The organism is Micromonospora sp. SYSU B005, assembly GCF_055362685.1.
Genome location: NZ_JAXCFU010000003.1, coordinates 133,924 through 155,361 on the forward strand (window position 1 = coordinate 133,924; position 21,438 = coordinate 155,361).

Annotated in this window: 24 protein-coding genes; 8 read left to right on the top strand and 16 right to left on the bottom strand. The window is 74.9% G+C overall.

From position 1 onward, the window contains the following. Positions 1-33 precede the first annotated feature (33 nt). On the top strand, positions 34-1,017 hold the full coding sequence (locus SM452_RS09800) for an aldo/keto reductase (protein WP_355507742.1): 984 nt from the start codon (positions 34-36) through the stop codon (positions 1,015-1,017). 76 nt (positions 1,018-1,093) lie between these two features. Further along, the gene (locus SM452_RS09805) at positions 1,094-1,285 is read left to right on the top strand and encodes a hypothetical protein (protein ID WP_262012343.1); all 192 of its coding nucleotides are present in this window, start codon (positions 1,094-1,096) and stop codon (positions 1,283-1,285) included. 79 nt (positions 1,286-1,364) lie between these two features. Here SM452_RS09805 and SM452_RS09810 read toward each other — a convergent pair whose 3' ends face one another. The 7 genes from SM452_RS09810 to SM452_RS09840 form a co-directional block, all read right to left on the bottom strand. Next, a complete protein-coding gene (locus tag SM452_RS09810; protein ID WP_007075740.1) occupies positions 1,365-1,568 on the bottom strand; it encodes a cold-shock protein in 204 nt (67 codons plus the stop codon). A gap of 288 nt (positions 1,569-1,856) precedes the next feature. Next, complete coding sequence (locus SM452_RS09815) at positions 1,857-2,129, bottom strand: DUF4235 domain-containing protein (protein ID WP_013285416.1); 273 nt, start codon at positions 2,127-2,129, stop codon at positions 1,857-1,859. Next, positions 2,126-2,467, bottom strand: coding sequence for a DUF3618 domain-containing protein (locus SM452_RS09820; protein WP_355507738.1), 342 nt, complete (start codon positions 2,465-2,467; stop codon positions 2,126-2,128). The genes SM452_RS09815 and SM452_RS09820 overlap by 4 nt, the downstream gene beginning before the upstream one ends. Further along, positions 2,464-2,898 carry a phage holin family protein gene (locus SM452_RS09825; protein ID WP_013474843.1) on the bottom strand — a complete coding sequence of 145 codons (435 nt, stop codon included), beginning with the start codon at positions 2,896-2,898 and terminating at the stop codon, positions 2,464-2,466. Before SM452_RS09825 ends, SM452_RS09820 begins: the two co-directional genes overlap by 4 nt. A 238-nt stretch (positions 2,899-3,136) precedes the next feature. Next, positions 3,137-4,333: a mechanosensitive ion channel family protein gene (locus SM452_RS09830; protein ID WP_262012341.1), complete on the bottom strand. Its 1,197-nt coding sequence runs from the start codon at positions 4,331-4,333 to the stop codon at positions 3,137-3,139. A 77-nt stretch (positions 4,334-4,410) separates the two neighbouring features. Further along, positions 4,411-5,232 (bottom strand): DUF1206 domain-containing protein, encoded by an 822-nt coding sequence (locus tag SM452_RS09835; RefSeq protein ID WP_355507735.1) that lies wholly within the window; start codon positions 5,230-5,232, stop codon positions 4,411-4,413. A 65-nt stretch (positions 5,233-5,297) separates the two neighbouring features. Next, positions 5,298-5,657: a hypothetical protein gene (locus SM452_RS09840; protein ID WP_262012339.1), complete on the bottom strand. Its 360-nt coding sequence runs from the start codon at positions 5,655-5,657 to the stop codon at positions 5,298-5,300. A gap of 98 nt (positions 5,658-5,755) precedes the next feature. Here SM452_RS09840 and SM452_RS09845 point away from each other — a divergent pair, with 98 nt between their 5' ends. Together SM452_RS09845 and SM452_RS09850 are read left to right on the top strand one after the other, a co-directional pair. Further along, the gene (locus SM452_RS09845; protein ID WP_355507733.1) at positions 5,756-6,982 is read left to right on the top strand and encodes a cysteine desulfurase-like protein; all 1,227 of its coding nucleotides are present in this window, start codon (positions 5,756-5,758) and stop codon (positions 6,980-6,982) included. Further along, complete coding sequence (locus SM452_RS09850) at positions 6,979-7,266, top strand: GNAT family N-acetyltransferase (protein ID WP_318333419.1); 288 nt, start codon at positions 6,979-6,981, stop codon at positions 7,264-7,266. The genes SM452_RS09845 and SM452_RS09850 overlap by 4 nt, the downstream gene beginning before the upstream one ends. Positions 7,267-7,311: 45 nt before the next feature. Here the strand turns inward: SM452_RS09850 and SM452_RS09855 are convergent, their stop codons facing one another. Then, positions 7,312-8,811 (bottom strand): glycoside hydrolase family 3 protein, encoded by a 1,500-nt coding sequence (locus SM452_RS09855; RefSeq protein ID WP_463839758.1) that lies wholly within the window; start codon positions 8,809-8,811, stop codon positions 7,312-7,314. Between the two features lie 139 nt (positions 8,812-8,950). On the opposite strand from SM452_RS09855, the gene SM452_RS09860 reads away from it, so the two are divergent. From SM452_RS09860 to SM452_RS09875, 4 genes are all read left to right on the top strand, one after another. Then, positions 8,951-9,073: a hypothetical protein gene (locus SM452_RS09860; RefSeq protein ID WP_013285408.1), complete on the top strand. Its 123-nt coding sequence runs from the start codon at positions 8,951-8,953 to the stop codon at positions 9,071-9,073. A gap of 67 nt (positions 9,074-9,140) precedes the next feature. Further along, positions 9,141-10,772 carry a RecQ family ATP-dependent DNA helicase gene (locus SM452_RS09865; protein WP_463839759.1) on the top strand — a complete coding sequence of 544 codons (1,632 nt, stop codon included), beginning with the start codon at positions 9,141-9,143 and terminating at the stop codon, positions 10,770-10,772. A 63-nt stretch (positions 10,773-10,835) separates the two neighbouring features. Then, positions 10,836-11,339: a hypothetical protein gene (locus tag SM452_RS09870; RefSeq protein ID WP_135239346.1), complete on the top strand. Its 504-nt coding sequence runs from the start codon at positions 10,836-10,838 to the stop codon at positions 11,337-11,339. 123 nt (positions 11,340-11,462) lie between these two features. After that, positions 11,463-12,506 (top strand): AraC-like ligand-binding domain-containing protein, encoded by a 1,044-nt coding sequence (locus SM452_RS09875; RefSeq protein WP_262012334.1) that lies wholly within the window; start codon positions 11,463-11,465, stop codon positions 12,504-12,506. 174 nt (positions 12,507-12,680) lie between these two features. On the opposite strand, the gene SM452_RS09880 is transcribed toward SM452_RS09875, so the two are convergent. From SM452_RS09880 to SM452_RS09915, 8 genes are read right to left on the bottom strand one after another with little or no spacing between them, the layout of a single operon-like run. Then, entirely contained in the window at positions 12,681-13,670 is a 990-nt protein-coding gene (locus SM452_RS09880) for a DNA topoisomerase IB (RefSeq protein ID WP_262012333.1), read from the bottom strand. Then, positions 13,654-14,613 (bottom strand): glycosyltransferase family 9 protein, encoded by a 960-nt coding sequence (locus SM452_RS09885; RefSeq protein WP_463839760.1) that lies wholly within the window; start codon positions 14,611-14,613, stop codon positions 13,654-13,656. The genes SM452_RS09880 and SM452_RS09885 overlap by 17 nt, the downstream gene beginning before the upstream one ends. After that, positions 14,610-15,311 carry an SDR family oxidoreductase gene (locus tag SM452_RS09890; protein ID WP_013285402.1) on the bottom strand — a complete coding sequence of 234 codons (702 nt, stop codon included), beginning with the start codon at positions 15,309-15,311 and terminating at the stop codon, positions 14,610-14,612. Before SM452_RS09890 ends, SM452_RS09885 begins: the two co-directional genes overlap by 4 nt. Positions 15,312-15,366: 55 nt before the next feature. Next, positions 15,367-16,857, bottom strand: coding sequence for a PfkB family carbohydrate kinase (locus SM452_RS09895; RefSeq protein WP_463839761.1), 1,491 nt, complete (start codon positions 16,855-16,857; stop codon positions 15,367-15,369). Continuing rightward, positions 16,854-17,546, bottom strand: coding sequence for a D-sedoheptulose-7-phosphate isomerase (locus SM452_RS09900; RefSeq protein ID WP_262012329.1), 693 nt, complete (start codon positions 17,544-17,546; stop codon positions 16,854-16,856). Before SM452_RS09900 ends, SM452_RS09895 begins: the two co-directional genes overlap by 4 nt. After that, positions 17,546-18,763 carry a glycosyltransferase gene (locus SM452_RS09905; RefSeq protein WP_463839762.1) on the bottom strand — a complete coding sequence of 406 codons (1,218 nt, stop codon included), beginning with the start codon at positions 18,761-18,763 and terminating at the stop codon, positions 17,546-17,548. The genes SM452_RS09900 and SM452_RS09905 overlap by 1 nt, the downstream gene beginning before the upstream one ends. Beyond that, positions 18,748-19,722, bottom strand: coding sequence for a glycosyltransferase (locus SM452_RS09910; RefSeq protein ID WP_463839763.1), 975 nt, complete (start codon positions 19,720-19,722; stop codon positions 18,748-18,750). The genes SM452_RS09905 and SM452_RS09910 overlap by 16 nt, the downstream gene beginning before the upstream one ends. Continuing rightward, positions 19,719-21,383 (bottom strand): HAD-IIIA family hydrolase, encoded by a 1,665-nt coding sequence (locus SM452_RS09915; RefSeq protein WP_463839764.1) that lies wholly within the window; start codon positions 21,381-21,383, stop codon positions 19,719-19,721. Before SM452_RS09915 ends, SM452_RS09910 begins: the two co-directional genes overlap by 4 nt. Positions 21,384-21,438: the final 55 nt, after the last annotated feature.

Sequence of the window (21,438 nt, forward strand, 5' to 3'; positions counted from 1 at the left end):
CGCCACGGCAAGCCGCTCACTAGGCTCGACCGGGTGGAACAGCGCAGCTTCGACCGGCTCGGCCGGCACGTCGGCATCATCGGACTCGGCGCGTGGCAGCTCGGCGCGGACTGGGGCGAGGTCAGCGAGGACGAGGCGCTCGCCGTCCTGGCCGCCGCCGTCGACGCGGGCGTCACCTTCCTGGACACCGCCGACGTGTACGGCGACGGCCGCAGCGAGGCCCTGATCGGCCGGTTCCTGCGCGCCCGCCCCGGGCACGGGCTCACCGTCGCCACCAAGATGGGCCGCCGGGTGGAGCAGACGCCCGAGGCGTACACCCTGGACAACTTCCGGGCCTGGACCGACAGGTCCCGGGCCAACCTCGGCGTCGACACGCTCGACCTGGTGCAGCTGCACTGCCCGCCCACCGCCGTCTTCGCCGACGACCGGGTCTTCGACGCGCTCGACACGCTCGTCGCCGAGGGCCGCGTGGCCGGGTACGGCGTCAGCGTGGAGACCTGCGACCAGGCGCTCACCGCCATCGCCCGGCCCGGTGTGGCGAGCGTGCAGATCATCCTCAACGCGATCCGGCACAAGCCGCTGGAGCGGGTGCTGCCCGCCGCCGCTGCCGCCGGGGTCGGGATCATCGCCCGGGTGCCGCTGGCCAGCGGCCTGCTCTCCGGGCGGTACGACGAGAACACCACCTTCCCGGCGAACGACCACCGCACGTTCAACCGGCACGGCGAGTCGTTCGACGTCGGCGAGACGTTCTCCGGCGTGGACTACGACAGCGGCCTGGAGGCGGTACGCCGGCTCGCGCCGCTGGTCGGCGACGACCGCACGATGGCGCAGTTCGCGCTGCGGTGGGTCCTCGACCAGCCCGGCGTGACCGTGGTGATCCCCGGCGCCCGCTCCCCCGAGCAGGCACGGCGCAACGCCGAGGCGGCCGGGCAGCCGGCACTGACCGAGGTGGAGCTGGCCGCGGTGCGGGCCACATACGACGAGCTGATCCGCCCGCAGGTGCACGACCGGTGGTGAACCGGCCGCGCGGCGCGGCGTCGCCGGGCGCCGGCGGCGGGCATGCTGGAGCGGGACTGTCGTCGGAGGGGGAACGATGAGGGGTTGGTTCCGGCTCACCCTGGGGCTGCTCGCCGTGGTGATCGGTGCGTTGTGGACGGTGCTCGGCCTCGGCTACGTCGAGGGCAGCGTCATGAGCGACCAGCGGATCTGGGCGATGGTCGGCCCGGTGCTGGTCCTGTTCGGACTGGCCGGGCTCTGGTGGGGCATGCGGGCGCGACGCCGCTGAGGCGCGGCAAGGCGAAGCCCCGCCTCCCGTACGGGATGCGGGGCTTCCGGCACCGGCCGGCGCGGCCGGTGCGGTCAGCTCAGATGGGGCGGACCTGCTCGGCCTGCGGACCCTTCTGACCCTGGGCGATCTCGAACTCCACCCGCTGGTTCTCCTCCAGCGTGCGGTAGCCGCTGGTCTGGATGGCCGAGAAGTGGACGAACACGTCAGCACCCCCGCCGTCGACGGTGATGAAGCCGAAGCCCTTGTCAGCGTTGAACCACTTCACGGTTCCCTGCGCCATGTGTATCTCCTTCTAAAACTGGCGGCCGAGCACGCCGTGCGGCCGATTGGCCGTTTTCGAGCAGCGGTGCCTGAGGCGGCCCCCAATGCAGGAGACTTCTCTCAACCCACGCGTCTCTCAACAGCGTGAGAAAGCAAACCACGTACGCAAAAACTTCGCACAGCCTAGCGGACGAAATTCTCCGACATGTGACCTGAAGGTCGCGCGGACGGCGCTGCGCGGCCCCGCCGGAGCCATGCGAAAGGCCCCCTCCCCGCGCTCGGGAAAGGGGCCTTTCCGGCCTTTTCGTCAGTCCGGCCAGCGACCGGTCAGCCGGCGTACACCCACCGCCCCGCCCCGGTCGACGGCGGCCCGCACCACCGAGAAGATGGCCCCCTGCAGGGCCGCGGCGGCCAGCACCTCGCCCCAGCGGCGGTCCTCGTCGGTGGCGCTCGGCGCCTCGCCGTCGCCCGCCGTCACCTTCCAGACCTGACGGAAGATCGCCCCGGCGACGGCACCGGCGGCCAGGCCGAGCAGCACCCCCACCGGCTTGTACGCCGCCTTGCCGACCCTGCCGCTCACCTGCGCCTCCCTCGGACGATCACCAACACCACCGCGGTCACCAGCGCGCCGGCCGCGATGGCCGCCCACGGCAACGGGTTGCGCCCGACCGCCTCACCCTTCTCGTACGCCTGCGCCCGGACCAGCCGGGCCCGCTGGGCCGCCCGTCCGCGCACCCGGGCCGCGGTCAGCGACGCCTGCTCGCGCATCCGCGCCTTCGCCGCCTCGGCGGAGTGCCGCACCAGCGCCTTCGGATCGGCCCTGGCCGCGAGCAGCTCCATCGTCTCACCGAGCTCCACCCGGGTCCGGCGGATCTCCTCCCGGAGCGCCGCCACGTCCCCGGTCCCGTTACCGGTCATGCCCGCCTCCCGTCCTTCACCGCGGCGGTGACCGTGTCGACGTCCGCCCGCACGCTGCGGACCGCCGCCTCAGGCACCGGCGGGACGGCACGGCTGACCTGCTTCTTGCCCACCAGCGCCAGGATCCCGGCGAGCAGGAACAGCGCCACCGCCACGATCAGGGCGGCCAGCCACGCCGGCATGACAAGCGCCAGCAGCAGGATCACGGTGGCGACCAGGGCGCCGGCGCCGTAGAGCGCCATCACCCCGCCGCCGCCGAACAGACCGATCCCGATCCCGGCGTGCTTGCCCTTCTGGGTCAGCTCCGCACGGGCCAGGGCCAGTTCGTCCCGCACCAGGCGGGTGACCTGCTCCGTGGCGCGCTGTACCAGTTCGGCGGTGGACGGCTCGCTCCCGGTCCGCGACGTGCTGCGACTCGCGACGTCAGCCATGCTGTCCTCCTTTCGTCATCACCGCGCTGTATGCCCGGAGTCGCCGCCCGTCAATCCTGCGCGGAGCAGCCGGTCCGCCCGGCCACGCGCCGCCGGAATCGGGTGCCGGGCACCGGATCCGGGGCGTGCGCACCACGTCCCCCGCAACCGCCCGGCCAAACCCGTCCGGCCGCAAAGCCGCCCGGACGCGGGAACCCCCGGCGCCGCGGGCGGCCGGGGGCTCCGATCGGGTACGGGGTCAGCGACGCGCCTCGGCGTGCTCCTCCCGGCCCACGAACGCCTCACTGCGGGCCTCGCCGTCGTCGCTGCCGCCGAAGACACGCGCGTCGTCGGGCGCCTCGGTGTCGACCGCGCGGCGTACCGGGCGGCGCGGCGGCACCGCCTGCCAGGGCAGCGGGCCGGCGGTGTCGCCCACCTCGGCGCGCAGCCGGGGCAGGGCGGTCGGGCGCTGGTCGCGTACCCAGGTCACCAGGTGCTCGCGGACCAGGCACCGCAGGTCCCACAGGCTGCCCGCGTCGGCGGCGCTGACCAGCGCGCGGACCTTGACCATGCCGCCCGTCGCGTCGGTCACCTGGAGCACGCAGACCCGGCCGTCCCACAGCTCGGTGCCCTCGCACAGGCGGCGCAGCTCCTCCCGCATCGCCTGCACCGGGACGGCCCAGTCCAGCTCGAACTCGGCGGTGCCGAGCACCGCCGCCTCGGTCCGGGTCCAGTTCTGGAACGGCCGGCTGGTGAAGTACGAGGTGGGCAGGATCAGCCGGCGGTCGTCCCAGATCTGCACCACCACGTAGCTGAGCGTCAGCTCCTCGATCCGGCCCCACTCCCCCTCGACCACCACCACGTCGTCCAGGCGTACCGCGTCGCTGAACGCGAGCTGGAGACCGGCGAAGACGTTGGCGAGCAGGCTCTGCGCGGCCAGCGCGGCGACCGCGGCGATCACACCGGCGGAGGTCAGCACACCGGCGCCGACCCCGCGTACGGCCGGGAACGTCATCAGCATCACGCCGACCGTGAGGATCACGATCACCGCGATGGTCAGCCGGCGCAGCAGCACCACCTGCGTACGCACCCGGCGGGCGTGCCTGTTGTTCGGCACGTCGACCCGGAACCGGGCCAGCGCGGTGTCCTCCGCCACCACCAGCAGCGAGGCCACCAGCCAGGCGGTGGCGGCGATCGTCGCGAGCACCAGCGTGTGCAGGACGAACTGCCGCCACGGGCTGCCGACCGCGTACGCGGTGGTGAACCGGACCGCGAACTGCACCGCGGCCACGGTGAGGGCGAGCTGGAACGCGCGGTGCGCGTGCTCGGTCAGCTCGGTCATCAGCAGCGAGCGGCGGCCGAGGCGGCGGATGACGCGGTGCACCACCTGGGCCAGCACCAACGCGATCGCCGCCGCGGCGAGCGCGGCGGCGACTGTCACGACGTAACTCTGCACGAACTCTCTCTCCCTCCGACCGGGCGGGAATCGGGCAAAGGCCCAATGGTGCCCGGCGGCCCGGGTATCGACCAGGATCAGACCTTGCGGTACCGGGACTGGAAGAAGCAGTAGACACCGAACGCGGCGATGCCGAGCGCCATGAGCGCCAGCAGCCACGGCCCGTACGACTGGTCGCGCAGCGTCCGCAGGGCGGCGTCGAGGCCACGCGCCTTCTCCGGGTCGTAGTTCACCGCGGCGACGACGACAAGCACGCCGGCGACGGCGAACACGGCGCCTCGGGAGGCGTACCCGGCCATGCCGAGCCGACGGGTGAGCTGGCGGGTCTTCGGGCTCATCTCGCCGGTCTTGAGGTTGCGCTCGAACTTCTTCTTCAGGCCGTAGATCACCATGCCGACGCCGAGCGCGGCGAGCGCGAGCCCGGCCAGCCCGACCAGCCACCGGCCGCCGTCGGAGGCCATCAGCTTCTCGGAGAGCTGCTGCTGCTGGTCGGAGGCGTTGGAGCTGGCGTCCTGGAAGACCTTGATCGCGGTCCAGCCCAGCCAGACGAACACGACGACCCGGACCGCCGAGGCGATCCGTTCGAACAGTCGTTCCTTGCCGGTCCTGGACACGTGGCCGGAGATCGCCTCGAAGGCCTGCCAGATCGCCATGGCGAACAGGCCGACCGCCATCGCGATCAGGAGGAACTTCCCGAGCGGCTGTTCACCGAGGGTGCGCAGCGCGCCGTTCTGGTTACCCTCCTCGCCCGAGTTCCCGAAGGCGATCTGCAGCGCCAGCCAGGCGAGGAGCAGGTGCACGATTCCATATCCGATGAAGCCGCCACGGGTCAACAGTTCGAGCCACCGGCTGTTTCGAGCCTGGGCGGCGGTGGCTCCGGCGTTCCGGGTGAGAGACATGAGCCCTCAATCTCCCGGCGGGCGATTTTCCAAACGTCGCCGCCCGCCGGGACGGCCGAAACGGATCAGGCGCTCAGGTCGCGGGCGACCCGCACCACCACCTGCTGATCGTCGACGCTGTCCAGGCTGACCTGGAAGCCGGCGACCTCGGTGGCCTGCTGACCCACGGTGAGCGAGAGCTGTTCCCCGGCGACCTCGACGGTCACCTGGTCGCCCTGGGCGCCGATCAGCTTCGCCTCGACGCCGAGGATCCGGGCGCTGGCCTCCACGCCACGGTCGAAGGTGATCGTGCAGGCGTCCAGACCGCAGTCGGTCTCGGCACCTTCGGAACTGCATCCGGCGAGCAGTGCGGCGCCGAGGGCGAGACCGGCGAGCAGACCGGCGGCGCGGCGGGCGGGGGCGGAGGTGGCGCGTCGGATCGTCACCCGTCCAAGGATAGGCGGCGAACGCCACAGCGGCCTCGCGGGCGGGCGCGGGACGGCCACGCGGGCGGGGCGTCCGGGGTGCGCGCTAGGGTGCCGGAATGGCTTTCGACGTCGCCCGGGTCCGGGCCGCCTACCCTGCCCTGAGCGAGGGGTTCGCCCACTTCGACGGCGCCGGGGGCACCCAGACCTCCGCCGCCGTCGTCGAGGCGGTGGCCGGGGCGATGCGCGCCGCGACGGGCAACCGCAGCACCGCCTTCCTGCCCGGCCGCCGGGCGCTGGACCTGGTCGCCGGGGCGCGGGCGGCGGTCGCCGACCTGCTCGGCGCGCAGCCGTCGGGCGTGGTGCTCGGGCCGAGCGCCACAGCGCTGACGTACACGCTGGCCCGGACGCTCGGCGCCGGCTGGCGTCCGGGCGACGAGGTGGTCGTCTCCCGGCTGGACCACGACGCGAACGTCCGCCCGTGGGTGCAGGCCGCGCAGGCGTCCGGCGCCACGGTGCGCTGGGCCGAGTTCGACCCGGCGACCGGTGAGCTGCCCGCCGGCCAGTACGCCGACCTGGTCACCGAGCGGACCCGGCTGGTCGCGGTGACCGCCGGCAGCAACGCGATCGGCACCGTGCCGGACGTGGCGGCGATCGCCAAGACCGCGCACGCCGCCGGCGCGCTGGTGTGCGTGGACGGCGTGCACTCGGTGCCGCACGGCCCGACCGACCTGGCCTCGCTCGGCGCGGACTTCCTGGTGACCAGCGCGTACAAGTGGTCCGGGCCGCACCTGGCGGCGATGGTCGCCGACCCGGCGCGGTGGGAGGCGCTGCGCCCGGCGAAGCTCGTGCCCTCCGCCGACGCGGTGCCGGACCGGTTCGAGTACGGCACGCCGAGCTTCCCGCTGCTGGCCGGGGTGACCGCCGCGGTGGACCACCTGGCCGGCCTGGACCCGGAGGCGACCGGCGACCGGCGGGAGCGGGTACGCGCCGGGCTGGCCGCCGCGCAGGCGCACGAGGAGGCGGTCTTCGACCGGCTGCTCGCCGGGCTGGCCGACCGCCCGTTCGTGACCGTGTACGCCGCACCCGCCCGGCGCTGCCCGACGGTGTCGTTCCGGGTGGCCGGAGCGAGCCCGGCGCAGACCGCGGCGGCGCTGGGCGAGGCGGGCCTGTGCCTGTCGCACGGCGACTACTACGCCTACGAGTACTTCGAGGGCATGGGCCTGCGGGACAGCGGCGGGGCCGTGCGGGCGAGCGTCTACCACTACAACACCGTCGACGAGGTGGACCGGCTGCTGGCCGAACTGGACCGGCTGGCCGGGCCCGGAGGGAGAATGATCCGGTGAGTTTTCTGGTCGAGGAGAACACCGCCGAGCGTCGCTTCGAGATCCTGGTGGACGACGCGCTGGCCGGGTTCACCGCGTACACGCCCCGGGGCGAGACGCTCGTGTTCACGCACACCGAGGTCGACGACCGGTTCCAGGGTCAGGGCGTCGGGGCCGCGCTGGTCCGGGGCGCGCTGGACCAGGTCCGCGCGCGGGGCGGCCGGATCGTGCCGCAGTGCCCGTTCGTGGCCTCGTTCATCGAGCGCCACCCGGAGTACGCCGACCTGGTGGCCGGCAAGCAGTGAGGCCCGGCCCGGCCGGGGGACCTCCCCACCCGGCCGGACCGGGAGTCAGCGTGCCCCGGTCAGCACCTCGGCGGCGGCCCGCGCCGCCGCGGCGGTGGCGCCGTGGGTGGCCAGGTGCACCGCGCCGGTGACCAGCTCGGGCACGCCCAGCTCGACCACCACCGCGTCGGGGCGTACGGCCAGCGCCCGGCGTACCGCGTCCCGCATCCAGTCGTGCCGGTGCAGGTCGCGCACCACGAGCACCAGCGGCCGCCCGGCCGGCGTCGCGCCCGGGTCGGCCGGTACGGCGTCGGCGGCGTAGCGGGCGGTGGTGGTGCCGGGCGCCAGGTGCGCCAGCGGCACGGCGACGCCCCACGGCGTCTCCTCGCCGATGGCGATGTTGCGCGGCGGCGCGAACTCCACCACGTGCGCCGGACCGGCCAGCGGCAGCAGCGCGGCGTCGCCGGTGACCCGTACCGCCCGGCGGGCGGCGGCGAGCCCGATCGGTGAGCCGTCGGCCGACGGCGGGCCGGCGATCCGGCGGGCGCGGGCGGCGACGCTCCACGCGGCGAGCTGACCGACGCGCTTGGCCGCCTCGGCGAGCCGCTCCTCGGGCAGTTCCCCGCTGATCACCGCCGTCACGATCGCGTCACGCAGCTCGCGGGCGTCGGCCTCGGTGGCCCGTTCCCCGCCCACGCAGATCGCGTCCGCGCCGGCCACGAGCGCGCGCACCGCGGCGCCGGTGAAGCCGTACCGGTCGGCCACCGCGCGCATCTCGACCGCGTCGGTGACCACCACGCCGCCGAAGCCCATCTCCTCGCGCAGCAGGCCGCCGAGCACGCGCGGGCTGAGCGTGGCGGGCAGTTCCGGGTCCAGCGCCGGCACCAGCAGGTGGCCGGTCATCACCGCCTGCACCCCGGCGGCCACGGCGGCGCGGAACGGGGCCAGCTCGACCGCGTCGAGCCGGGCCCGGTCGCCGCCGATGCGGGGCAGGTCGTGGTGCGAGTCGACCCGGGTGTCGCCGTGCCCGGGGAAGTGCTTGGCGCAGGCGGCGACGCCGCCGGCCTGGAGGCCGCGTACCCAGGCGGCGGTGTGCCGGGCGACCAGCTCCGGGTCGGCGCCGAAGGAGCGCACCCCGATGACCGGGTTGGCCGGGTTGGAGTTGACGTCGGCGTCCGGGGCGTAGTCCAGCGTGACGCCGACGGCCGCGAGTTCGGCGCCGAGGTCGCGGGCGACCTCCTCGGTCAGCGCCGGGTCGTCGACAGCGCCGAGCGCGTAGTTGCCGGGACGGGAACTGCCCCGGGCGGACTCGATCCGGGTGACGTCGCCGGCCTCCTCGTCGATCGCCACGATGACGTCCGGCCGCTCGGCGCGCAGGTTCGCGGTGAGCGTGGCGACCTGCTCGTGGTCGACGACGTTGCGGGCGAACAGGACCACCGAGCCGAGGCCCTCGCCGAGCCAGCGGCACACCCACGGCGGCGGTGTGGTGCCGACGAACCCCGGTTGCAGGACGGCGGCGGCGAGCGCCGCCAGGTCTCCGGTCGATCCCTCGGTCCGCTCGCTCATGTGCTGTCGTACCCCCGTCTCCCCCACGGACCCGCCGGGGCCGGCGGGTGCTGACATGGTCACACCGCACCGCTAAATAGTCAACAATCCTTACTGTTAGCCGCTGGCGCCCCCGGACCTCGCGTGGGAGAGTTCCCACATGTCCGCTCTGCCGCTCGCCGACGCCACCAGCGCCGCCGACATCCCCGGCGTACGCCTGCTCGGCCTGGTGGTCGGCGGCCTGTTCCTGCTGATCGCGATCCGGGCCATGTTCCGCCGCTGATCCGCACCGGGCGGTGAGCGGCGGTGCCGGTTTCGCGCGGGATCGCCAGGGGTAGCTGAGGCGCTTGATGAAACTGACCACGCACTCCTCCAGCCTGCGCCGGGCGGCGCGGAACCTGTTCGGCTGGACCGCACTGCGGCCCAACCAGCTCGCCGCCATGCGCGCCGTGATGAAGCGCCGCGACGCCCTCGTGGTGCTGCCCACCGGCGCCGGCAAGTCGGCGATCTACCAGATCCCGGCCAGCCTGATCCCCGGCCCGACGGTGGTGATCTCCCCGCTGCTGGCGTTGCAGCAGGACCAGATCGCCGCGCTCAACGAACGGCAGCGCCCGGAGCTGCGCGCGGTGCGGATCAGCTCGGACGAGAGCGCCGCCCAGCAGGCCGAGGCGATCGAGGACATCCGGGCCGGGCGCGCCGAGTTCCTGTTCATCACGCCGGAGGCGCTGAGCAACCCGGACCGGCTCGCCGAGGTCCGCGAGCTGAAGCCGGCGCTGGTGGCGATCGACGAGGCGCACTGCATCTCCGCGTGGGGCCACGACTTCCGGCCGGACTACCTTGCGCTCGGTCACCTGATCGACGGCCTGGGCCGCCCGCCGGTGGTGGCGCTCACCGCTACCGCCTCCCCGCCGGTACGCGACGACATCATCGCCCGGCTGCGGCTGCGCGAGCCGGAGGTGGTGGTCTCCGGTCTGGACCGGCCCAACCTCTTCCTGGAGGTGGCCCACTGCCCGACCGACGACTACCGGTGGCGGCGACTGATCGCGCTGCTGCGCGATGACGAGCGGCCCGGCATCATCTACGTGCCGACCCGGCGGGCGGCCGAGGAACTGGCCGAGCGGCTCACCGGCGCCGGCTTCCCGGCCGAGTTCTACCACGGCGGCATGCCCACCGCGGCCCGGCACGAGCTGCACGAGGCGTTCCTCGCCGACCGGGTGCCGATCATGGTGGCCACGTCCGCGTTCGGCATGGGCATCGACAAGCCGAACATCGCCTGGGTGGTGCACATGGCGCTGCCCGACTCGCCGGACAGCTACTTCCAGGAGATCGGCCGGGCCGGTCGCGACGGCTCGCCGGCCCGGGTGCTGCTGCTGTGGCGCTCCGAGGACGTCGGCCTCCAGCGCTACTTCAGCGGCGGCCTGCCGGACTCCAAGGAACTGACCGAACTCGCCGCGGTGCTGCGCGGAAAGGCCCGCAACCGCAAGGAGCTGCGCGAGCTGACCGGTCTCGGTCCGCGCAAGCTGGGTCAGTACCTGTCCCTGCTGGAGCAGGTCGGCGCCGCCGAGCCACGCGCCAGGCAGCGCATCGGCGCGCCCCGGTACGCCCCGGCGGCCGCCGAGTCGGGCCGGGCCGCGCTGGCCGAGGCGGAACGGCAGCAGACGGTGACCCGGTCGCGTACCGACATGATGCGCGCGTTCGCCGAGACCACCGGCTGCCGGGGCCAGGCCCTGCTGGCGTACTTCGGTGAGCAGATGACCGAGGTCTGCGGGCACTGCGACAACTGCCACGCGGGCACCAGCGTCGCCGGTGACGGCGCGGTCGGGCCGTTCCCGGTGCACAGCCAGGTCCGCCACCCGGAGTGGGGCGCCGGCCTGGTGCTCAGCTACGAGGAGGACCGGATGACGGTGCTCTTCGACGAGGTGGGCTACAAGACGCTGTCCGTGCGCGTGGTGTCCGAACAGGGCCTGCTGGAGCTGGACTAGCCTGACCCGGGCGCCGCGGGGGCGCCCGTCGACAACGACGACCACGGCGAAAGGGGCCTGATCGTGATCGAGCAGCCGGCGTACACCCGGTTCGGCGTCTCCGACGAGGAGTGGGGGCTGCTGGTGGGGCTGCCGCAGTCGGTCCTCACCGCGGCGGCCGCCGCCGAGTCCGACGGCACCCGCCGCACCATGGCGGAGAACGCCGCCGGACTGGAGACCATCGCGGCCGGCCGCGAGTCGGCCAGTCCGCTGGTCGCCGCGGTGGCCGGTGAGGTCGTCGACCGGGTGGGCGACCCGGAGACCGGCGCGGAACTGCCGGTGATCACGCCGCAGGACCCGAAGGCGATGATCGAGGACGTGCTGGCCCGGGCCGGGCAGGCGTCCGCGCTGCTCACCGCGCGGGTGGACGAGGGGCAGGCCGGGGCGTACCGGCACTGGCTGGTGGAGATCGCCGAGCAGGTGGTGGGCGCGGCCTCCACCGGCGGCATCCTGGGTCTGGGCGGCGACGCGGTGACCGATTCCGAGCGCCGTTTCCGGGACCGGCTGTCCCAGGTGCTGAACGACTGAACGGACTCCTAACAGAAGGCTCACAGATCCGTCAATGACGGACGTCACGCCCCACGGGTGTCGCTTTTCGACCCCGTGGGGCGTCCTGCTTAGAGCAGGAGTGGTGAGCCACGGGGGTCGTTGATGGACGGGAAGCTGCGACGTCAGGTGTTCGACACGGAGGCGCTGCCGCCGCCGGAGCGGTTCGGCATGTGGCTGGACATGATGGCGGGCACGCCGACGCCGCTGCGGGTGCACAGCGCGCACGCCGACGACTTCGTCGCCCGGGCCGAGTTCATCGACCTGGGCCGGATGCAGCTCATCCGCTACCGCTACCCGTCGGTGGAGTGCGTGCGCACCTCGAAGCTGATCCAGCGTTCCGACCCCGACTACTACCTGCTGGCGCTGACGCTCACCGGGACCAGCCAGGCCGACCAGGCGGGGCAGCGCGCCTGCTGCCGCCCCGGCGACCTCACCTTCTACGACTGCTCCCGCCCGCATGAGGTCAGCCACCACGCCGACACCGCCGGGCCGGCGTACGCCCGCTCGATCGTGGCGCTGATGCCGTACGACGCGCTGCCGTTGCCGCCCCGCCGGCTCGCTCCCCTGTTCGCCGGCCGGATGTCCGGCTCCGAGGGCGTCGGCGGGCTGGTCGCCGACTTCCTCATCCGGATCACCGCCCACCCCGAGCAGTACCACGCGGCCGACGCGGAGCGGCTCGGCGCCGTCGGGCTCGACCTGATCGCCACGCTGCTCGGCCGCAACCTGGTGTCCGAGGACGAGGTGCCCACCGAGGTCCGGCGCCGCGCCCTCCAGGCCCAGGTGCGCGCGTACGTGCGCCAGCACCTCGGTGACGCCTCGCTGGACCCGGGCGCGATCGCCGACGCGCACCACATCTCGGTGCGCTCGCTGCACCGGCTCTTCGAGGACGAGGAGACCACTGTGGCCGCGTACATCAGGGACGAGCGACTGGCCCGGTGCCGCCGCGACCTGGCCGACCCGGCGCTGAGCGACCGCTCGATCCAGGTCATCGCCGCCCGCTGGGGTTTCCGCGACAAGGCGCACTTCAGCCGGGTCTTCCGGGCCGCGCAGGGTGAGACACCCCAGGCGTACCGGGCTCGTCACCTGGAACCGGCACGGATCGTCAACAGCGAGGCATCCGCCGTCAACCTGTCCCGTACATACTGAAACCTGGGCTACCGCTCGCGGTGAGCCCACGGATATCGGGGGGCCGGGCGTGGCGCCCGCGGCGGTCCCGGCCGCGGGCGGCCCGCCCGGTGATGGCTCCCCGGGACCGCACCGGCGGCCGAGATTCCCGGCCCCGTCGCGCTTCCCCCCAGGACCGACGGGGCCGGTCGGCGGTCAGCCGGCCTCCTCCTCCAGCAGCGCCAGCACCGACTTCTCCACCGCCTCGCGCGGCATCTCCGGCTGCACCGGCGCCAGCACCCCGTCGTGGTAGAGGTCGACCACACGCGGGTCCACGTACGAGGTGCGGGCCACCGTCGGGGTGTTGCCGAGCAGTTCGGCCACCGAGCGCATCACCCCGGCCACGGCACGCTTGCGGGCGGTGGCGGACCGCTGCGGGCCCACGGTGGCCAGTTCGGCGGCGGCCAGCACCGTCGCGTGCCAGGTACGGAAGTCCTTCGCGGTCATCTCGCCGCCGCTGGCGTCGCGCAGGTAGTCGTTGACCTCGTCGCTGCGCACGTCACGCCAGGAGCGGCCGTCCCAGTAGCCGAACAGCCGCTCCTGGGCACGCCGGCGACGGCGCAGGTCGAACAGCACCCGGCACAGTTCGGCGTCCTCGATCCGGCGGACCTGGTCGATGCCGCCCTTGGCCGGGAACTCGAACACCACGCACCCGCCCCGGGAGCGGGCGTGCTCGGGGCGCAGCGTGGCCACCCCGAACGTCGGGTCGTCCCCGGTGGCGTACTGGTCGCTGCCGACCCGGAACGCGCCCATGTCGAGCAGCCGGGCGACGGTGGCGAGCACCCGTTCCCGGCGCAGGCCGCGCAGCGCCAGGTCGTGCGTGACCCGGTCGCGCAGCGTGGGCAGCCGGTGCGCCACCTCCAGCACGTGGTCGAACTTGGCCTCGTCGCGCTTGCGCCGCCAGCCCGGGTGGTAGAGGTACTGCTTGCGGCCCGCCGCGTCGATGCCGGTGGCCTGGATGTGGCCGTTCGGGTACGGCGAGATCCACACGTCCTGCCAGGCGGGCGGGATGACCAGCTCACGCAGCCGGGTCAGCTCCCCGGCGTCGCGTACCGGCTCGCCGGCCGGGTCGAGGAACAGCCAGCCCTTGCCGCGGCGCCGGCGCGCGTACCCCGGCCGGCCCGGATCGCTACGCCGCAACCGCACCGGAGACCCGTTCCACGTCGGCCACCGCAGCCACCACCTCGTCGATCCCGATGGCATCCAATGTCGGGTGGGTTCCTACCCCGCCCGACCCGGTCGAATCCGGGTTGACGGGCGTGGGCTCGATCGCACCCAGCGCCCGGTGCCGGGGGCGGTCCGGCGGTGGGCCCCAGTGTGCCGCCGGCACCGGGCCGAACAGCACCACCGAGGCGGTGCCGTAGCCGGTGGCGAGGTGCGCCACGCCGGTGTCCCCGCTGACCACCAGCCGCGCGCCCGCGACGAGCGCGGCCATCTCGGCCAGTCCGGTCCGGCCGGCCAGCACCGCCTGCGGCGGCAGCCCGGCGTCGCGGGCGACCCGCTCGGCCAGCGCCCGTTCGTCCGGCGAGCCGGTCACCGCCACCCGGTGCCCGCGCGCGGCCAGCTCCCGGGCCAGCCCGGCGAACCGGTCCGCCGGCCAGCGCTTCGCCGGGATCTTGCCGCCCGGGTGCAGCAGCGTCACCCCGGCCGGTACGCCGGCCGCCGCCGGACGCCGCAGCGCCAGGTCCCCGGGGTCGGCCGGCAGCCCGTACGCGTGCAGCAGCCGGCACCAGCGGCGGACCTCGTGCTCGTCGTCGTCCCAGGCTGGGCCGTCCGGGTGCCCGGCGCCCGGGTTGCGGTAGGCCAGCACGCGGCCGGGGCGGACGGCGGCCAGCGCCCGGTGCGACTGCGGTCCGCGGCCGTGCAGGTTGACCGCCACCTCCGGCGGCTGTCCGGTCCACCCGATCCGGTCCGGCCCGGTGGTGGGCAGCACCCGGTCGACCGCCCCGGTCAGCTCCGCCAGCGGCGCCAGCCAGGCCGGCGCGGCGAGCACCAGCTCCCGGCCCGGCAGGCCGGCGCGCAGGCCGCGCAGCGCCGGCACGGCGGTCGCCAGGTCACCGACCCCGAGCGCGCGCAGCACCAGGATCACGGGTACGAGGACTCCTGCGCGGCGCAGACCACCATCTCGCGTACCGCGCAGCCGGCCGGCTGGGACAACGCGAACATGACCGCGGCGGCGGTGTCGGCGGGCTCGTTGAGCACCGCGTCCGGGCCGGGGCGGTACTGCGCGTCCCGCTCGTCGAAGAACGCGGTCCGCATCCCGCCCGGGATCAGCAGCGTCACGCCGACCGCTCCGGCGAGTTCGGCGGCGAGCGCCCGGGTGAACCCGACCACCCCGAACTTCGCCGCGCAGTACGCCGTCGCGTCGCTGACCGCCTTCACGCCGAGCGTGGAGGCGACGGTGACGATGCTGCCCCGGGAGGCCTCCAGCCAGGGCAGCGCGGCCCGGATCACCGCGGCGGTGGCGAGCAGGTCGACGGTGACGATCCGTTCCCAGGTCTCGGCCGGGATGTCGGCGAGCTTCCCGGGCACGTCCATGCCGGCGGCGGTGACCACGGCGTCCAGCCCGCCGGAGCGTTCCGCGAGGTCGCGGGTGGCGGCCTCGGCGGCGCGGGTGTCGGCCAGGTCGCACTCGACCCAGGGCACCCCGTCGGCGGGGCGCTGCCGGTCCAGCACCAGCGGGCGTCCCCCGGCGCGGGCCACCGCGGCGACCACCGCCGCGCCGAGCCCGCTGGAGCCGCCGGTGACCAGGACGGTCGGCCCGGCTCCGGGCGCGCCGGCGCTCACGCCGCCACCGTCGGACCGGCGGGCGCGACCGCGCCGGGTCGGATGCGTCGCTCGTTCATCGTGCTCCCTTCGCCGTGGACCGGACCTGCGCGACGGCCTCGGCCGGGTCGACCGACGCGGCCGGCCAGCCGCCGCTGCCCCGCCCGGCCCGTGCCGCCGCGATCATGTCGGTGGTCGAGCGCCCGTCGAGGTACGGCACGACCACCGTGTGGCCGCCCCAGCGGGCCAGGATCTCCGTCTCGGGCAGCGTCTCCGGGCCGCCACCGCTGGCGTAGTCGCCGCCCTTGACCCAGATGTCCGGGCGCAGCCAGGACAGCGCCGCCTCCGGGGTCGGCTCGTCGAAGATCAGCACCGCGTCGACGCAGCCGAGTGCGGCGAGCAGCCGGCCCCGGTCGCCCTGCGGCACGACCGGGCGTTCCGGGCCCTTGAGCCCGGCGACGCTGGCGTCGGAGTTGAGGCAGACGACAAGGCAGTCGCCGAGTTGCCGGGCCGCCTGGAGCGTCGCCACGTGCCCGGCGTGCAGCAGGTCGAAGCAGCCGCCGGTGGCGACCACGGTGCCGCCGGCCGCGCGTACCCGGGCCACCACCTCGCCGGCCGCCCCGGCGCCGATCCGGTCCCCGCCGCCGGTGACCACCTCCGGGGCCACCGCGCGCACCGGCGCGGGCAGCGCGGCCGCGACACCGCCACCGGCCACGTACGCGGACGCCTCGGTGACCGCCTCCTGCACCGCCTCGGACACCAGCGCCCCACGGGCCAGGGCGAGGGTCGCGGTGGACGCGAACCGGTCGCCCGCCCCGCACGTGTCCCCCTCGGCGGGCGGCGCCGGCACCACAAGGGGCGTGGACCCGGCGTGGCTGAGCAACGCGCCGTCCCCGCCGAGCGTCACCGCGACCGCGCGCGCCTGCCAGCGGCGGCGCAACGTGTGCGCGCTGCGGGACGCGACGGCCAGGCGGGAACCGCCCGGCGGCGTCTTTGCCAGCTCGCGGGCCTCCGGCTCGTTCGGGGTCGCCAGGTGCACACCGGGTACGGCGGCCGGTCCACGCGGATGCGGGTCCCAGACCACAGGTGCCCGGGTGGCGGTCAGCGCGGCGCGCAGCGCCGGATGAGCTGCCACGCCCCGGCCGTAGTCGCTGACCAGTACGGCGGACGCACCGGCGATCAGCCGCAGCACGGCGTCGCTCGGCTGCCCCGGGGTACCGGCGCTCCCGCCCCGGTCGTGACGCAGCAGCACCCGCCCGCGCGCCCGCAGCCGGATCTTCTCCGGGGTGGCACCGGCCAGCGGAAGCGCGTACAGCCGGACCCCGGCGGCGGCGAGCAGCGTGCCCAGCCGGGCCCCGCCCGCGTCGTCGGCGACGGCGGTGACCAGCGCGACCTCGGCGCCCTGCGCGGCGGCGAAGACGGCGGCCAGCCCGGCGCCACCCGGCCGGTCGGCGGAGACGGTCTCGTCGAGCACCGGCACCGGGGAGTCCGGGCAGAGCCGGTTCACCAGACCTTCGACGTCGCGGTCCAGCAGCGTGTCACCGAGCACCACCACCGGTCCCCTCATGCCACGCCTCCCCGTCCGGCCGGCGCCGCCGGGTCCGGCTCACCGACGACGACCTCGACGCCGGCGCGTACCGGCCCGGCCGCGGGCTGGGCGGCGAGCGCGGCGGGCAGCGCCAGTTCGACGTACTCGCAGAGCACGTGCGAGGCCACCAGGTGCAGTTCCTGCACGACCTGCCCGTCCGGCGAGTCGATCGCCAGGTGTTCGTGACAGATGTCGGCGAGGGGGTTGGGTGCGGGTCCGGTGAAGGCCCAGCAGCGCATGCCGGTCTGGTGGGCGGCGCGGGCGGCGGTGAGGAGGTTGGTGCTGGTGCCGCTGGTGGACAGGAGCAGGAGGATGTCGTGGGGCCGGCCGTGGGCGCGGACCTGCCGGGCGAAGGCCTCGTCGTATCCGTAGTCGTTGGCGATGGCGCTGAGGGCGCTGGTTTCGGCGTGCAGGGCGATGGCGGACAGGGGCTGGCGGTCGTGGCGGAGCTTGCCGACGAGTTCGGCGGTGAGGTGCTGGGCTTCGGCGGCGCTGCCGCCGTTGCCCGCGACCAGCAGGCGGCCACCGGCAGCGAGCCGCTGCGCCAGTTCCTCACCCCAGCGGGCCAGCATCTGTTCCGCCTCCCGCAGCGGCAGCAGCGCGGCGGCCAGCAGGCTCAGGTGGTCCTCCAGCACCGTCGCGCCGGCGGCCGGCGTCCCGGCCGTCATCAGGCGACCACCCGGGTCGGGCGGCGCACGGTGGCCACCTCGCCGTACAGCTCGGTGAGGCGGTCCGCGGTGGTGGCCCAGGAGTAGCGGGTGCGGGCCCGTTCCAGCGCGGCGGTGGCGTAGGCGAAGCGGCGGATCCGGTCGCCGAGCAGGCCCCGGAGCGCCGCGCCGAGGGCGGCCGGCTCCCGGGGCGGCACCAGGTCGCCGGTGCGTCCGGCCACCACCGTGTCGATCAGCCCGCCGACCGCAGTCGCGACCACCGGTACGCCGCAGGCCATCGCCTCCAGCGGGGTGAGCCCGAACGGCTCGTACCAGGGTGCGGCCACGAGCACGTCGGCCGACCGGTACCAGCGGCCCATCTCCTCCCGGGGGACCGCGCCGACCAGCCGGACCCGGTCGGCGACGCCGAGGGAGTGGGCCAGCGCGCGCAGGCGCAGCGCGTACGGGTCGGTCTCCAGGAGTCCGGCCGGTGGCCCGCCCACGACGACGCACTCGGCGTCCGGCACCTCGGCGACGGCCCGGATGACGTCCTGGAAGCCCTTGCGCTCGACCAGGCGGCCGACGGTGAGGATGCGGGCCCGGCCGCCGTCGCGGTCGGCGGCCGGGCCGAGCGGGGAGAACGTCGTGAGGTTCACCCCCGACGGCACCACTGTCATCCGGGACCGGGGCACGCCCATCCGGACCAGTTCGGCGACCTCGTCCTGGCACTGGGCGACCACCCGGTCCACCGAGCGGCCCAGCTTCCGCTCGTGTTCGACCCGGCCCGGCGGGCTGGTGTCCTGCACGCCCTGGTGGCGGCGCTTGACGGTGCCGAGCGCGTGGTACGTCTGCACCATCGGCACGCCCGCGCGGCGGGCCGCGGCGAGACCCGCCAGCCCGCTCATCCAGAAGTGCGCGTGCACCACCTCGGGCTGCCAGTCGCTGGTGCGCCACCGGTCGGCAAGCCACTGCCCGAACGACGGCATGTACGGCAGCAGGTCGTCCTTGGCCACCGGTTCGGCCGGCCCGGCCGGTACGTGCACCACCTCGTACCCGTCCGGGGTGCGGACGCTCACCGGCAGGTCCACCGCGTCGAGCCGGGTGTAGACGCGCACGTCGTGACCGGCGGCCGCGAGCGCGGCGGAGAGCTCCGCGACATGCGTGTTCTGGCCACCGGCGTCCTCCCCGCCGAGGACGGCGAGCGGGCTGGCATGCTCCGAGATCATCGCGATGCGCATACTTCCTCCTCCAGCAGCCGGTCCCAGTCGGCGAGGAATCGATCCAGGCCGTAGCGGTCCCGGGCGGCGGCCCGGGCCACGGCGCCCGCCCGGCGGGCGGACTCCCTGTCGTCCAGCAGCCCACGGGCGGCGTCGACGAGCGTGTCGACGCGTGTGGACAGCGCTCCCGCGGCCGGCGGCACCGCCTCCACCGCCTCGGTGGTCGCCAGTGCCACCACGGGCATGCCCATGGTCATGGCCTCGATGAGGCTGAGGCCGAGTGAGGTCCAGCGGCACAGGTGCAGGTACGCGCGCCGTTTGGCGAGTTCGGCGTGCATGGCGTGCTGGGGTACGTCGTCGTGGCTGGTCAGCCGGTCCTCGGGCAGGCCGAGGTGGGCGGCGAGACCGTCCACCTTCATCCCGTAGACGTCCAGCGGCGCCAGCGCGGCGAACCGGGCGAGCAGGTCGGTGCCGGTGACCCGCCAGCGGCGTACCGGCTCGTTGATGACCACGGCGAGGCGGTCGAGTTCCCCGGTCCACTCGACGTCCGGTGGTACGACGCCGTGGTCGACGACAGTGGTGCGGGTGGCGCCGTTGTCCCAGAACAGCTCGTTGAACGCGGTGACGTGGGTGAGCAGCAGGTCGTCGCGGTCGGCCATCGGGTGCCGGGTGTTCGGCACGTCGCCTTTCGGCGTGTTGTGCTCGACGTAGATGGCCGGCACGTCCCGCCCGGGCCGGCGGCCGAGCCACTCGGCGGCGAGGTCGACTTCCTCGGGGCGTTGCAGGATCACCAGGTCGACGTCGGTGTCACGCAGCTCGTCGGGGGTGACCTCGACGGCGCTGTCCGGCCACGGGTAGGTGCGCGCCCGGCCCAGCCCGTACGGGCCCCGGTCCGGCGTCACCGGCACCAGGTAGCGGTGCTTGCCGTGCACGAAGGAGGTCGTCCACGACCCGTGGACGTGCCACACCAGGATGTTCATCCGGCCACCCCGCCCGCCACCGGCGCCGGCACGCCGAGCAGCCGCAACGCCTCCAGCACCCGTCCCGGCTCGACAGCCGACAGGCACGGGTGACCGGGCACCGGGCAGACGGTGGCGCGGGTGTCCCGGCACGCCGCCCCCGCGTCGCCGAGCCGCACCGTCGGCACCCGGTACGGCCCCCACTGTCCGAACGGCACCGTCGGGGCGAACAGGCTCACCACCGGCACGCCGAGCGCGGCGGCGAGGTGCGCCGGACCGGTGTTGCCCACGACCAGCGCCCCGGCGCAGGCGATCACCGCCGCCAGGTCGTCCAGCCCGGTCCGCCCGCCCAGGTCGACGCCGCCCGCCGCGGCCACGCGCTCGGTCAGCTCCCGCTCGTCCGGTCCGCCGGTGACCACGACCCGGTAACCGGCCGCGCCGAGCACGCGGACCACGCGGGTGGCCAGCTCCTCCGGGCAGGCGCGGGTCTCCACCGACGAGCCGGGGTGCAGGACCACGTAGCCGGGTTCGCCGGCGTCGGCCGCGCGCGGCGGAAGCCGGTCGGTGCGGATGCGCAGCGCCGGTTCGTCGTGGCCGGGCAGCGCGAAGCCGGCGGCGGCCGCGAGGGACAGAGCACGTTCCGGTTCGGGTACGCCTGCCGGAACGCGGTGGCGGACGTCGAGCAGGCTGCCCGGGTAGTCGTCGCTGATCGCGCTGATCCGCGGTATCCCGGCCAGGCGCAGCAGCAGCGCGAGGGGCAGAGCGGACTGGTGGAAGGAGGTGAACACGACGGCCTCGTCGGCGCGTACCTCCGACAGCCGGTCGGTGAGCGCGCGCACGGCACCGGGGTCGACGGGTGGGGCGGGCGCGTCGATCCACGGCAGTGGCGCCTCGATGATCTCGTCCACGCCGGGGAGCAGGTCGGCGGCGGCCCGGCCGCGTGGCCCGCACAGCAGCACCACCCGCTGCGCTCCGGCCGCTACCGCCCGGATGCCCGGCCCGGTCACCAGCACGTCGCCCGCCGCGTCGCTGCGGACCACCAGCACTGTCCCGCGACGCGACCGGCGCGCGGGGTGCGGCGCGGCCGTCAGGCGCATCCGGGCCAGCACGATGCCCACCGCGTCCGGCAGGTCGGCGGCGACAGTGGGCGCGGCGGCGACCTCGGCGGCCCGGGTCGCCGGCGTGGGCACCATGATCGCGGCGGCGCCCGCAGCCGCGGCGGCTGCCGTGTCCGCGCCGATGTCACCGATCAGCACGCACCGGGTGGGCCTGGTGCCGAGCGCGCGGGCCGCCTCGTGGACGAGGCCGGGCGCGGGCTTGCGGCAGGCGCACCCGTCAGCTTCCGCGTGCGGGCAGATCACCCAGTGGTCGAAGGGCCCGAGCAGCTCCTCCACCCGGGCGTTGACCAGGCGCAGGTCGTGCGCGGTGAAGTACCCCCGGGCCAGGCCGGACTGGTTGGTGACCACCGCCAGCCGCAACCCGGCAGCCCGCAACCGGTCCAGCGCCTCCCGGGCGCCGGGCACCGGCCGTACCTTCTCGGGGTCGCCGTTGTACGGCACGTCCTCCACCAGCGTGCCGTCCCGGTCCAGCAGGACCGCGTCGTACAGGCCGGACGGGAACCGGTCAGCACCCGGGTCAACCCGGGCTGACCTGCACTGATCCCGCTCCTGGTCCCGTCGCACGGGCGGCGGGTTCCCGAGGCCCCGAGGAGTAAACGTCGGCGTCGGCGCCAGGCCG

Bases quoted from the DNA above. Each gene is read 5' to 3' on its own strand.
- SM452_RS09805 (WP_262012343.1), top strand. From the start codon at position 1,094: ATGAGGGGTTGGTTCCGGCTCACCCTGGGGCTGCTCGCCGTGGTGATC.
- SM452_RS09810 (WP_007075740.1), bottom strand. From the start codon at position 1,568: ATGGCGCAGGGAACCGTGAAGTGGTTCAACGCTGACAAGGGCTTCGGC.
- SM452_RS09820 (WP_355507738.1), bottom strand. From the start codon at position 2,467: ATGACCGGTAACGGGACCGGGGACGTGGCGGCGCTCCGGGAGGAGATC.
- SM452_RS09825 (WP_013474843.1), bottom strand. From the start codon at position 2,898: ATGGCTGACGTCGCGAGTCGCAGCACGTCGCGGACCGGGAGCGAGCCG.
- SM452_RS09835 (WP_355507735.1), bottom strand. From the start codon at position 5,232: ATGTCTCTCACCCGGAACGCCGGAGCCACCGCCGCCCAGGCTCGAAAC.
- SM452_RS09845 (WP_355507733.1), top strand. From the start codon at position 5,756: ATGGCTTTCGACGTCGCCCGGGTCCGGGCCGCCTACCCTGCCCTGAGC.
- SM452_RS09855 (WP_463839758.1), bottom strand. From the start codon at position 8,811: ATGAGCGAGCGGACCGAGGGATCGACCGGAGACCTGGCGGCGCTCGCC.
- SM452_RS09860 (WP_013285408.1), top strand. From the start codon at position 8,951: ATGTCCGCTCTGCCGCTCGCCGACGCCACCAGCGCCGCCGACATCCCC.
- SM452_RS09865 (WP_463839759.1), top strand. From the start codon at position 9,141: ATGAAACTGACCACGCACTCCTCCAGCCTGCGCCGGGCGGCGCGGAAC.
- SM452_RS09875 (WP_262012334.1), top strand. From the start codon at position 11,463: ATGGACGGGAAGCTGCGACGTCAGGTGTTCGACACGGAGGCGCTGCCG.
- SM452_RS09895 (WP_463839761.1), bottom strand. From the start codon at position 16,857: ATGAGGGGACCGGTGGTGGTGCTCGGTGACACGCTGCTGGACCGCGAC.
- SM452_RS09900 (WP_262012329.1), bottom strand. From the start codon at position 17,546: ATGACGGCCGGGACGCCGGCCGCCGGCGCGACGGTGCTGGAGGACCAC.
- SM452_RS09905 (WP_463839762.1), bottom strand. From the start codon at position 18,763: ATGCGCATCGCGATGATCTCGGAGCATGCCAGCCCGCTCGCCGTCCTC.
- SM452_RS09910 (WP_463839763.1), bottom strand. From the start codon at position 19,722: ATGAACATCCTGGTGTGGCACGTCCACGGGTCGTGGACGACCTCCTTC.